General features: G+C 53.0%; 7 protein-coding genes and 2 pseudogenes. 5 read left to right on the forward strand and 4 right to left on the reverse strand.

Annotated elements, in window-relative coordinates:
• Positions 1 to 353 precede the first annotated feature (353 nt).
• Together B157_RS0106455 and B157_RS38895 are read left to right on the forward strand one after the other, a co-directional pair.
• The gene (locus B157_RS0106455; RefSeq protein WP_157618324.1) at positions 354 to 821 is read left to right on the forward strand and encodes a hypothetical protein; all 468 of its coding nucleotides are present in this window, start codon (positions 354 to 356) and stop codon (positions 819 to 821) included.
• A gap of 585 nt (positions 822 to 1406) precedes the next feature.
• Positions 1407 to 1583: a hypothetical protein gene (locus B157_RS38895; protein ID WP_020602546.1), complete on the forward strand. Its 177-nt coding sequence runs from the start codon at positions 1407 to 1409 to the stop codon at positions 1581 to 1583.
• Positions 1584 to 1610: 27 nt separating this feature from the next.
• Here the strand turns inward: B157_RS38895 and B157_RS34630 are convergent.
• The 4 genes and pseudogenes from B157_RS34630 to B157_RS0106485 form a co-directional block, all read right to left on the reverse strand.
• Positions 1611 to 3995: pseudogene (locus B157_RS34630) on the reverse strand (GH92 family glycosyl hydrolase).
• 154 nt (positions 3996 to 4149) lie between these two features.
• Entirely contained in the window at positions 4150 to 7344 is a 3195-nt protein-coding gene (locus B157_RS0106475; protein ID WP_020602549.1) for an efflux RND transporter permease subunit, read from the reverse strand.
• An 84-nt stretch (positions 7345 to 7428) separates the two neighbouring features.
• Positions 7429 to 8529, reverse strand: a complete 1101-nt coding sequence (locus tag B157_RS0106480) for an efflux RND transporter periplasmic adaptor subunit (protein WP_020602550.1) — start codon at positions 8527 to 8529, stop codon at positions 7429 to 7431.
• A gap of 109 nt (positions 8530 to 8638) precedes the next feature.
• Positions 8639 to 9979 (reverse strand): TolC family protein, encoded by a 1341-nt coding sequence (locus B157_RS0106485; RefSeq protein ID WP_020602551.1) that lies wholly within the window; start codon positions 9977 to 9979, stop codon positions 8639 to 8641.
• Between the two features lie 387 nt (positions 9980 to 10366).
• On the opposite strand from B157_RS0106485, the gene B157_RS0106490 reads away from it, so the two are divergent.
• The 3 genes and pseudogenes from B157_RS0106490 to B157_RS0106500 form a co-directional block, all read left to right on the forward strand.
• Positions 10367 to 12106: a glutamine--tRNA ligase/YqeY domain fusion protein gene (locus B157_RS0106490; protein ID WP_026308536.1), complete on the forward strand. Its 1740-nt coding sequence runs from the start codon at positions 10367 to 10369 to the stop codon at positions 12104 to 12106.
• A 103-nt stretch (positions 12107 to 12209) separates the two neighbouring features.
• Positions 12210 to 12743, forward strand: coding sequence for a DUF262 domain-containing protein (locus B157_RS0106495; RefSeq protein WP_084761768.1), 534 nt, complete (start codon positions 12210 to 12212; stop codon positions 12741 to 12743).
• Positions 12744 to 12802: 59 nt separating this feature from the next.
• Positions 12803 to 12991 (forward strand): annotated as a pseudogene (locus tag B157_RS0106500) (IS256 family transposase); the annotation flags it as partial.

The raw sequence follows: 12991 nt of genomic DNA on the forward strand, positions 1-12991 counted from the left end.
CACAAGTGACGTGAGTCGTAGTCTTGCTGGTGCAAACTGCGGGTAATGGCATCATGGGAGAGTTTCCCATCCACCAGTGCCGATAGTCGGGTGGCTGTTGGCTGGTTCTGATTGACCAGCAAATAGTCCGAGTAGAGGTCAAAAATAGGGGATATAAACTCCATGAGCGCTTTTTGTGGTGTTTTTGAGTAAATTTAGAAAGAGGTTGCTACAGATAGATCAACCATGCGTAACATCAGTTACTAAGTCAACACGATTTCGATGGATGTGCACTGTATTTGCGTAAAAAGCTTGAGCAGCTTCTTTGCGTATATTATGACCCGACACTAGAGAACCTTAGTCGTTACGCACAGATGAAAACGCTCTTCAAAGGCATTGAAGGACTGAAGAAAGATACAGACGGCCTGCTATCAGACTCTTTGGATAAGATTGCGGCTACCAGCCCACTCACGCCTTCTGAAGTCAACCAACTAAAAGCCTTGAAAATTGACAAAACCGGCTTAGCTGGTGTAGACGCAAAAAGAAGAGCAGGTCAATTAGACACGTTTCACAAATGCGTGTTCAATTTTTTCAGTCAGTACTATTCTGACCGGGCTACCATTCAGCAAACAGCCGATGAGATGTCGGCACTTTGCACCGCTGTCAATGAAATACGGGGAAGATTGATGAACAACGGTGCCCACCACGGCGAGGAACCACTCTATGAATCTGAGTTACAAGATGCTTGTAGAAAAGTCCACGAATTTCAGGAGCAACTATTTGTATTCACCAAGCACCGCAACCCAATTGATACACCAGATGCTGAAACCGCCCAAGATTAACTTGACTACCTACTTAGTTACTTACTTGGTTACTACCCAGTAACCAAGTAGCCTTTATCACCGCCAACATGAGATGAAACCAATAGAATCGGACGGCCGAAGCCGCTAGTTTCCGAAACGGTCACCCGTACGGCCTCACCACCGAACAATCCATCAATTTTTGTGAAGGAGACAGGATAATTCTAATTGTCAATTCGCCCGACTATCTGAATCCGTCCGATTCTTATGTTGCGCCCAGAGCCGCCCGAACATCTGCCGAGTTGCTGAAATAACTCTTTGGCGGCTTTCATTAGTTTGGGGATCTAACCTTAATTGTACCTACGGGTATTGAAAGGGAGCAACGCAAATTCGCTGGCGATATAATTAACTGATTACGTCCGCCAAACCCGTCAGGAATTGACCTTATCGTCTTTTTTATGTGACTTATGCCAGGTTATGCGTCTGAAAATTAGAGCTTTCCCCGGCCATTCGCGGTATGAAACGTAAAACGATGCTTCCTGTTCCCGGTCCCTGGACGGTCGTGATTTTCATTACGGCTACGCTGGCCTATCTCCTTATACGGGCTATTTTACACTAACATTTGCGATGAAAAACGGGCCGATCTACTTCCTTTCCCGCTTTCTGCTGCTCGTAGCCCTGCTCCTCATGGGCTACACCGCTTTCCTGTTGTATCAATACGAGTTACCCTCCGCCATCCTTGCCTTCATCGCGTCTGTCGGCTGTTCAGTAGCCGGAACGTTTCTCTCCTCAAAAGAAGTCTGATCAACAGAAAATTACCAACTTAGGCGGCTATCGTTCGGGGAATGCGGATGGTATTCTGTCCGCAGGAAGGCTACCCCATACGGTATTTGGCTTGTCGCCCATCCGCAAACGAAGGATACCGCCCCGCTGAATGTCGGCGTGGGTGAGGTACGGACGGGAGAAGGGTTGCCCGTTCAGCGTAGCCGACTGGATGTACACATTACCGGCTGAATTGTTCTGCGCCTGAATGGTGAACGGTTTACCCGGCTTGCCTCCCTCCGTTCGGGGCCGGATGGTCACGGCATCGAGGGCAGGACTACCCAGCACGTAGTAGGGTGTGGCCGGACAAACGGGATACAGCCCGGCCATACTAAACACCAGCCAGGCCGACATCTGTCCGCCATCTTCATTGCCACTCAATCCACCGGGCGAACGGTCATACTCGTCGCGGATGAGCTGCCGGACGCGGGCCTGCGTTTTCCAGGGCGCACCGGCATACGCATACAGGTAAGCAATCTGGTTGTTGGGTTCGTTGCCGTGCCAGTAGTGCCCTCCCTCAAACAGCGTGTCTAACTTGGCTACGAACCGGTCATTCCCGCCCACAGCCCGGATGAGGCCCGGCACATCCTGCGGTACAAAAAACGTGTACTGCGCGGGAGAACCTTCGGTGATAAACGACGTGCGAAGGGCAAACGGGTCGAAGGGCGTTATCCAGCGACCGTCGGCGTGACGCCCCCGCACGTAGCCCGTGGATGGGTCGAGGACGGAGCGGTAGTTTAACGCCCGTTCGGACAGGATTAGGGCATCGTCGGTATGGTTCAGGCCCTTTGCCAACTGCGCCAGGCAGAAATCATCGTAGGCGTATTCGAGGGTGCGCGATACCTGTTCGCGTTTGTGAAACGCCTGCCAGACCGAGTCTTCGAGCGGAATATACCGGTACTTCAGATACGAGGCCAGTGCCCGTCGACCCTGGCCGTTGGCGTAGCTTAGAGGGTCGGCATTGACGTCGAAGGCGTTCCGGCGCAGGTAGCGGTAGGCAGTCTGGATATCGAAGTTACGCACTCCTTTCACGTAGGCATCGGCAATGACCGACTGGGCGTGGTCACCAATCATAGCGGCCGTGTAGCTATTCCAGCACGGGAAGATGGGCATCCAGCCGCCCTGTTCTGCTTTGCGCACCAGCGATTGCATCATCTCGCCCGACCGCTGGGGGTTGAGCAGGGTTTGCAGCGGCTGGCACGCCCGAAAGGTATCCCACAGGCTGAAATCATCCTAGTAGTCAAATCCTTTGGCGTAGTGAACCGTCGAATCGTCGGCGAAACCCGGATAAGCGCCGTCTACGTCCGAAGCGATACGGGGCGTCAGGTTGGCGTGGTAGAGCGCGGTGTAGAACAGTGTCTTGTCAGCCTCGCTTCCGGTAGCCTGCATTCGGCCCAGCTCGTCATTCCAGGCCGTTTCGGTCTGTTGCCGGACACGGGCCAGGCTCCAGTGCGGAATTTCCCGCAGCAGGTTTTGCCGTGCCCCGGCCTCACTCACGAAGGAGGTTCCCACCCGCGCCCGGACTACCTCGCCGGGGGCCAGCTGCCAGCGTACGTACGCGCCTACGGCTGCCTGCATACCCGCTTTGCCAGCCTGTCGGCTCCCCTCGGCAGGAACATTATTCGTCCAGGTGCCAAACGTGGTGATGGGTCGGTCGAACTGCACCACGAAATACCCGCTAAAGCCCGCCAACTGTCCCGAACCCTGATAAATCCGGTGTACCGGATTATACCCGACAATTTCATTGCGTTCGGGATGAACCTCAATCCATCCCTGCCCTTCGTCGCTGTTGGGTTCAATCAATACCGTGCTCTCTCCCCCTTTTTCGTAGGTAAACTGGAGCAGTCCGGCCCTCGTGTGGGCCGATAGTTCGGCCTGGATGGCGTAGGTATCCAGATGAACGCGGTAATAGGCGGGTGTTACCTGCTCCGTTTCGTGCCGGAAGGTGGAACCCCGGGTAGCGGCTGGCAGCACCAGCGGACCCGACAGGGGCATGATCGTGAGCGAGCCGTAGTCCTGCACGCAGCTTCCATTGAGCCAGTGCGTTCCCCGAAACCCGTTGATTTTTGTATCCTGGTAGTAGTAGGGTGCAACGCATTTTGTTTCCGTGGCCCGCGTCTGGGGTGTCCAGGTGGTCATGGCATGGGGCTGCCCGATGGCGGGCGCAATCTGCCCCCGCAATTCACTCCCGGCTTCGCTGTGTTTGCGGGCGGTAATCGTCTGACTCGGTGCCGAACCAATGAGCGGGTCGACGTAGTCGATGGGCGTTTTTGGGGTGGTCGCGTTGGGATGATGACCAGTCTTACCAGCCAGCGCCTTGCCGGTCTGGGCGCAGGTGATCCCATTCAGCAGTAGCAGACCACTTAGTAACAGAGCAGAAAACGAAGGAAGCATAGGTTCGGATTGACGTTGAGCGCGGGGGCCAACTTTGTAGCTGGAAAAGCGACGTCGCTGCCAAACCTACCGGTTTTGGTTCTCCGTTTCGTTATGGCCTGCGTGAGAACAAGCGAATACACAAATGAGCCATAGCCGCTTCGCGAGTCTCTTTTTAAACCGCTTCTGCCGTCTCTTTCTTTTCTTTCTCCTTGCTCTGTTTCCCGGCGTTCTTTCTCAGTTTCTCCAGTCCTTTCTTCCCGTAAGCCAGCCGGGTGATGCCGACATACAGCACGGGCACAACGAAGATAGCCAGTGACGTGGCCGCCAGCATACCACCCAGCACCGTACGGCCAATAGTGGCCCGCGCTACGCCCCCGGCTCCCGTTGCGATGGCCAGCGGCACCACCCCCAGAATAAACGCCAGGGAGGTCATCAGAATCGGACGCAGGCGCAACCGAACCGCTTCAATAGTCGATTCGAGCAGATCCTCCCCTTTATCGACGCGCTCTTTGGCGAATTCCACAATCAGGATGGCATTTTTAGCAGCCAGACCAATGAGCGTAATCAGTCCGATTTGCGCGTACACGTTGTTGCTCAGGTACGGAAACAGCGTAAGGGCCAGAATGGCGCCCAGCGCCCCAATCGGTACCGATAGCAATACCGAGAACGGAACCGACCAGCTTTCGTACAGAGCCGCCAGAAACAGGAACACGAAGCCAATGCTCAGGGCGAAAATAAAGATGGAACTATTGCCCGCGTTGATTTCTTCACGGCTCAGTCCGCCAAAATCGTAGGCATACCCGGCGGGCAGTACCTTAGCCGCCACTTCAATCAGCGCATCGTTGGCCTGACTGCTGCTGAAACCCGGTTTAGCCGACCCATTGATCTCCACCGACCGGAACAGGTTGAAGTGCGAAATAAGGGGCGCATTCTCGATAACCGTCGTCTTCACCACGTTACTCAGTGGAATCAACTGTCCACCCGCGTTGCGTACGTAAAACTGATTCAGTTTTTTGATATCGTCCCGGTACATGGTATCCGCCTGCGCCACCACCCGGAATTTACGTCCGTAGATAATAAAATCGTTGACGTAGCGACTGCCCAGCAGCGTCTGGATGGTCTGGTACACATTGGCTACATTCAGGCCCAGCTTTTTGGCCTGCTCCCGGTCCAGGTCTACGCGGTAAGCGGGCGATTGGGCGGTGAAGTACGAGAAGGCCCGGCCAATTTCGGGGCGTTGGTTGAGTTCGGCAAGGAATTTTTTCACCACGCCCTCAAACGCCTGCACGTCGTCCTGCGTTTCGCGCTGCTGAATCTCGAAGGTAAAACCCGAACTCTGTCCCAGGCCCGGAATAGCGGGGGGCAGGATGGCCTGTATCTTCGCATCGGTCAGACCCGCAAACGCGCGCTGTAGTTTCGGTACCAGCGAGTCGGCCTGCATGCCTTCGCCGGTGCGTTCGTCCCACGGTTTTAACTGAATGAACACCGTACCGCTGTTCGATTTGGACGCAAACGTGATGGCATTCAACCCGCCCAACGCCGTGAAATGAGCCACGTAAGGCTGCTTTTTAAGGATGGCCATCATCTCCTGCAACACCTCCAGACTCCGCGCCGTGGAGGCCGCTTCGGGAATCTCGTAGGTCACAAAAATACGGCCTTCGTCTTCCGTCGGGATGAAGCCGGTGGGTTTGGCCCGAAACAGCAGCCCGGTGCCGATGTACACCACTACCAGCCCGACAATGACCAGGGGGGTAACCTTAATCAGTCGCCGGACCCCGTTCGAGTACGAGTCCGTCATGCGCCCAAACCACTGGTTGAATTTGTAGAAAAACTTATTCAGCCCGGTCGCCTTTTCGTCGATGTGCATCGGGCGCAGCAACAGCGTACAGAGTGCGGGCGTGAGCGACAGGGCCACAAACGCCGAAATCAGCACGGACACGGCAATGGTAATGGCAAATTGCTGATACAATCGGCCCACAATACCGGGAATGAAACCCACCGGTACGAACACAGCCGCCAGAATGAGGGCGATGGCAATGACCGGGGCCGTGATTTCGCGCATGGCCGCCAGCGTCGCATCGCGGGGCGACTGCCCTTTGTCGATGTTAGCCTGTACCGCTTCCACCACCACAATGGCATCGTCCACCACAATACCGATGGCCAGCACGAAGGCAAAAAGCGTGAGGTTGTTGATGGTAAAGCCCAGCGGCACAAATAGCGCAAACGTACCGATAATGGATACCGGAATGGCCAGTAGCGTGATGAGCGTAGCCCGCCAGCTTTGCAGAAACAGGAACACCACTAAAATGACCAGCCCCAGGGCTTCGAGCAGCGTAATGACCACTTCCTCAATGGATACCTGAATTACCGACACCGACTCGAACGGCACTACGTACGCGACATCGGGCGGGAAGGTTTTTTTCAGCCGGTCCATCGTTTCGTAAACCCCTTTGGCCGTTTCCAGCGCGTTGCTGCCGGGGAGTTGATATACCAGCAGGTAGGATGCCCGCTTGCCATCCACAAACGAATTGCTGGCGTATGAAAACTTACCCAGCTGCACCCGTGCCACATCGCTCAGATGCACCAGGGAACCCCGCGACGGATCGGACCGGACCACGATGTTCCGGAAATCTTCCTCTTTGTTGAGTTGACTATTGGTGAAAACGCTGTATTCGAAGGCCTGAGAACTGGGCTGGGGCGGTCCACCCACCGACCCACCGGCAATCTGTAAATTCTGCTCCTGCAAAGCCGCCAGCACATCATCTACAGTCAGGTTTAACTGGGCCAGGCGGTCGGGTTTGAGCCATATCCGCATACTGAAATCGTCGGCCCGGCTAAAAATATCGCCCACGCCCGGTACCCGCAGCAGCGCGTCGCGGATGTAAATGTTGGTGTAGTTATCCGTAAACGATACGTCGTGCGTTCCCTTCGGGGAATAGATGGCCACCAGCATAAACAGCGACGGGTTCCGCTTGCGCACCGTTACGCCCAGCCGGGTTACGGCTTCGGGCAACTGGGGTGCGGCAATACCGGCGCGGTTCTGCACATCGAGGGCCGCAATATCAACGTCGGTACCCACCTTAAAGGTAACGTTCATACTCATCCGCCCGTCGTTGGTGGCGTTGGTCTGAATGTAGTCCAGTCCGGGTGTACCGTTCACCTGCGTTTCGATGGGCGTAGCTACTGTTTGCTCCACCGTTTGCGCATCGGCCCCGGTGTAGTTGGCCGTTACCTGCACTACCGGGGGCGTAATGTTCGGGTACTGACTAACGGGCAGACTCAGCAGAGCCAGCACTCCCAAAGCCACAATGACAATGGAGACAACGATGGCCGTTACGGGCCGGTTGATGAATATTTCTGCGAACATCTTTTTTTTAGGAATGAGGAGCGAGGAGCGAGGAGCGAGGAGTTGCTGGCGCAAAATATGGACGCGTCAGTAACTCCTTACTTCTCACTCTTCGCTCCTGATACTAACTTTACCCCCATCCTTAATCTTCTGCGTACCGCCGGTTACGATGGTCTGGCCTTCGGTGAGGCCGTCTTTTACCACAACATTGCCGTTGATACGGGCACCAAGGGTCACTTTTTTCTGGGTCACCTTGCTGCTGTCGCCCACAACAAAGACGAAGTATTCACTCATTTGTTCAGTTACAGCTTTGTACGGAATCAGGAGCTGGGGTTCCCCAGTGCTGTTTTTCACGCGAATGTTGGCATTCAGCCCTACCTTCAGCGTTTTGCCGGGGTTAGGAAACGCCACCCGAACCCGCAGGGTACCGGTTTGAGGGTCAACAGCCCGGTCGATGATGCGTACCGTGCCGGGGTATTTATATAAATTCCCGTCGGGCAGCTGGAGCATGAGCGTGGAGTCGCGCACCACACCGGACTTGCTCTGAAGCGTTGCAAACCGGGCGATATAAGACGCGTCCGCCTGCACATCAGCGGCAATAGGGTTATCTTCCGAAATGGTGTTCATGGGCGTAGGGCCAGGTGCTACGGCCGAGCCAAGCCGCACCTGCGAAATACCGATGGTACCCTCCATGGGGGCGTAAATGGTCGTATATTTCAAGTTGGTGGACACCTGCCGGATGTTGGCCTGAGCCGCTTCTACCTGCATTTTAGCCGCTTCGAGGGTGGCATTGGCATTATCGACCAACTGTTTGGCAACGGCGTCCTGCTCGGCCAGCGTGTTGTATCGGGTGGCATCTTTCTGGGCCCGGTTGAGGTTGGCCTTCTGCACGTTCAGGTTGGCTACGGCCTGGTCGTAGGTGGCGCGGTACTGCTGGGCGTCAATGGTATACAGTTTCTGCCCTTTGCTCACGTGCTGACCATCCTGAAAAAAAATACCCGTCACGTTGCCCGACACCTGCGGCTGAATTTCCACTTCGCGCAGGGCCGTTACCGTTGCAGGAAATTCTTCATAGTACGTAGCGTTGCCTTTCGTCACCTTCACGGCCGTTACGGGTGTAGGGGGCGGAGGTCCCTGTTGTTCATTTTTCTTGTCACCACAGGCAGTGAGCAGAATAGCCGCGACTAAAATAGGTAGCTTTTTCAATGGTTTTTCGTTTGTCGTCTGTCGTTGGCGGTTTGTCGTTGGAACGGGCCGTCGCTTCGGTTGTGAAAAGCAGTATAACCCAACGAAAACCGCAAACAACAAACTGGTTTTAAAACTGTATTTCTCCCAGTGCCTGCTGCACGTCCAGTTTGCTGATCAGCACCTGATAGAGGGCGTTGAACACGTTGATGCGCGCGGTTCGGAGGTCGGCTTCAGCAATGGTCACGTCCAGGTACGTTTTGATACCGTTGCGGTATTGCAGGTTAATGATCCGGTACACGTCCTCGGCCAGGGCCTGATTTTCGCGCAGTGCCTGATATGCAGCCAGGTTCCCTTTATAATTAGCCAGAGCCTGTGCATATTCGGCATCGACAGCGCTGGTCAGAGCCGCTAAATCCCAGTTCAATCGCTGAACCTGCAATTCGGCAATTTTCGTCTGTTGAGTACGTCGGCCACCCTGAAAAATGGGCAGCGCAACGCTCAATCCGATAACCGAGTTTGGATACACGGCACTGAACAACTGCCCAAGCGAACTGTTCTGATACAAAAAATTATAGTTCCCAAAAGCCGCTACCGTTGGCAAATACGCCCAGCGATTGTACCGTACATTAGCATCAAGCAACTGGTGCTGCGTTTGTAAAAGTTGGTACTCGATGCGGTTCCGGGGGTTTACCAGCAGGGTGGTATCGAGCATAACTTCATTCATCAATTGCAGGGTATCGTACGTTACCTGCAATTGTCCATTGGGTGGGTAGCCCATCAACTGCTTGAGGGTCTGTATTTTTGCCCCAACCAGATCGCGGTACTGCTTTCGTTGAGCCAGCGAATTATTAAGCGCAATTTTTGCGCGCTGGGGATCCGTTTTATCAACAATACCGCTCTGATACTGATTAGTTGCATCCTGCAGACTTCGCTGCAACCGGGTAATATCTTCGGCCAGAATATCTACCTGACGCTGGGTCAGAATAAGATCATAAAACGCCTTACTGACGTTTACCACCACGTTAATTTTATTACTAACGGTCGTTTGAGTGGCCTGCTCGCGATACACATTCTGCGTTTGACTGGCTAACAGTAAATCGCGGTTAAAAATACTTTGCGTAACCGAAAATGAAGCAGTAGAGGTATTCTGGACACCTATCGTTACCGGTCTTTTCTCGCCGGTAGTAAGATCGGGGAAAAGTGAAACAGGCAGTTTTAGGTAGTGAAGCAGGTTGTACCCAGCAGCAATTTGAGGATACCAGGCCGCCAGGGCACTTTGCACGGTGCGCTCGGCAATTTCCTGATCGATAACCGACTGCCTGACCAGCGGCCGATGCGCCAAAGCGTATTGAATACAATCTGCCAGGTAGGCTTGTTTAGCCAGTGAGTCGGTGGTCTTCTGTGCCAATCCATCTATTGCCAGAAACAAACCGGGCAAAAACAGAAGGAATAGTAACGTTTTTTTCATTTGCGATAAGCCCCAAAACGCCCTTTAACGATGTCCGGCAATGATGTTGCGGGGAGATAGTCAACAGCGTGTACTATGCCACAACTCGTGTAGGTACCTGTTTTGTTCGCTCCCGGCCAACATTTTACTGACTGTTACTGAACTACTTAAGTAATTCTACACGCCCTGTCCTAGTATAAAACCCGATAATTGAAGTTGTCGACAAAGGAATACGCAAAACTTTATTTTTTACGTCCTATTTCCGACGGTATCCAGCCGATAATCAAAAAAATGGCTAACTCTTCCGGAGAAGCAATTATCGTCCCCGTACCCGCTTTGTGGGTGGCTGGTTTGCCAAAGCGGGGCAAAGGCCGTAATTTTCGGTCTGTTTATCTGTTTGCAAGCAACATGACCGACCAACATAAAGAATCAGAAGGGACAAATAGTGAGTCTACTCCCGCCGGTACTTCCCGCAATTTTATCGAACAAATTGTGGAAGCCGACCTGGCCGCCGGTAAAAATGGGGGACGTGTACACACGCGTTTTCCGCCCGAACCGAATGGCTACCTCCATATTGGCCACGCTAAATCTATCTGCCTCAATTTCGGCCTGGCCGACGAATACGGCGGACAAACCAACCTCCGTTTCGATGATACCAACCCCGTTACGGAAGATACTGAATACGTCGATTCGATTAAGAACGACGTGCGCTGGCTGGGCTTCGGGTGGGAGAATGAATTTTATGCATCGGACTACTTCGATCAGCTTTATGCCTTTGCCAAAACGCTGATTGAGAAGGGATTAGCTTACGTTGACGATTCGACCTCGGAGGAGATAGCGGCCCAGAAAGGTACCCCCGTCGAGCCGGGTCTGATGAACATATACCGCGACCGGTCTGTGGATGAAAACCTCGATTTGTTTCGGCGGATGAAGGCCGGGGAGTATCCCGACGGGGCCAAAGTACTGCGGGCCAAAGTGGATATGGCCTCGCCCAACATGCAGCTCCGCGACCCGATTATTTACCGGATCAGACATGCCCACCACCACCGCACGGGCGACACCTGGTGCATTTATCCGATGTACGATTTTGCCCACGGGCAGTCGGACAGCATCGAGCACATCACTCATTCGCTCTGTACGCTGGAATTTGAAGTTCACCGCCCGCTGTACGACTGGTTCATCGACAAACTGGACATTTTCCCCACACGCCAGATCGAATTTGCACGGCTTAATCTTACCTATACGGTGATGAGCAAACGTAAGCTCAGGCTGTTGGTAGAAGAGGGCCACGTGAACGGATGGGACGACCCCCGCATGCCAACGATTGCCGGACTTCGACGCCGGGGGTATACGCCCGCCAGCATCCGTGCCTTTGCCGATCGGATTGGCATTGCCAAACGGGATAACCTGATCGATGTTGGTCTGCTGGAATTCTGCATCCGCGAGGAGTTGAACAAAACGACCCACCGGGTTATGGCGGTACTGACGGATGGCCACCCCGACGCAAAACCGCTGAAACTCGTCCTGACCAATTATGAAGCAGGTCGTGAAGAAATCATGCGGATTGAAAACAACCCTGAAGACCCCGGCGCGGGTGAGCGCGAAGTACCCTTTAGCCGCGAGGTGTACATCGAGCGGGACGATTTTATGGAAAATCCACCGAAGAAATTCTTTCGGCTGTTTCCGGGTGGTATGGTTCGGCTGAAAGGTGCGTATATCATCAGGTGTGAGGAGGTAGTAAAAGACGACTCGGGTGAAATCATCGAACTCCGCTGCACCTACATCCCCGAAAGCCGGAGCGGTGCGGATACGTCGGGTATCAACGTAAAAGGCACCATCCACTGGGTATCGGTACCCCACGCCGTTGAAGCGGAAGTACGGCTCTACGACCGGCTCTTCTCGGTCGAGAACCCAGCCGCCGACGAACGTGAATTTCATGAGTTGCTGAACCCAAACTCACTCGAAGTGGTCCGCGCCTTTGTGGAACCGGCCCTGGTAGAAGCCGCCCGCTCCGGTGCGCAAACCAATTTCCAGTTCATGCGTAAAGGCTATTTTGTCCTCGACGCTGATTCTACCGCCGAACGGCCCATCTTTAACCGGACCGTAACGCTGAAAGACGCCTGGGCGAAGGAACAGAAGAAGGGATAACGGTTGGAAAGGTAATTGTCGAAGTACATATTTATGAAGTATTTATCATGCGTATACCACAAGTACTTGTTGTGTAAGTATGACATTATTAGCCCTAGAAATCATGGCAGTTAACAATTTACTGGACACTAGCACTGTAAGTTTCAGCGATATTATTGGCAACGGCAAGATCTACCAAGTCCCATCGTATCAAAGAGATTACTCTTGGAAAGAAGATCATTGGGAAGACTTATGGAGTGATATAGTATCTATAACAGACAATGACTCTATACACTACATGGGTTCAATTGTCCTACAAAACCAAGGTGATAAAAAATACACTATTATTGATGGACAACAAAGATTGGCGACTCTAAGTATCATAGCTTTAGCTACAATAAGGCTTATCCAGGATTTAGTTAATAATGGCATTGAAAAGGAGCAAAATGAGGAAAGAATTAAAATTTTGAGCAACAAATTTTTAGGAGATAAAGATCCAGCATCTTTAACTTACTCGGAGAAGTTAACATTAAATGAAAACAACAATAGCTTTTATCAATCTCACTTGATGATTTTCAGGCCACCAATCAATGAAAGAACATTGAGAGATTCTGATAAATTACTTTGGAGATCCTACAATTTTGAGACTGCTCGCTGAACTGTGTCAAGGCTGAGGGTGAATAGAAGGGAAAAAGAAAAATCCTTATTTTCACAATCATGACGGATACAACTAACGACTTCGATTTCGAGTCCTTCAAGCAGGCGGCCATCAAAGGCCTCTACGAAGGCAAACCCCTGACAGGCCAAAACGGCCTGTTCGCTCCCTTACTCAAGCACTTCCTGGAATCGGCCTTGGAAGGGGAAATGGATGGCCACCTGGTGCAGACCCGGCAGACCGAACAAAAC

Origin of the sequence: Spirosoma spitsbergense DSM 19989, assembly GCF_000374085.1 — a bacterium.
GTDB classification, from domain to species: domain Bacteria; phylum Bacteroidota; class Bacteroidia; order Cytophagales; family Spirosomataceae; genus Spirosoma; species Spirosoma spitsbergense.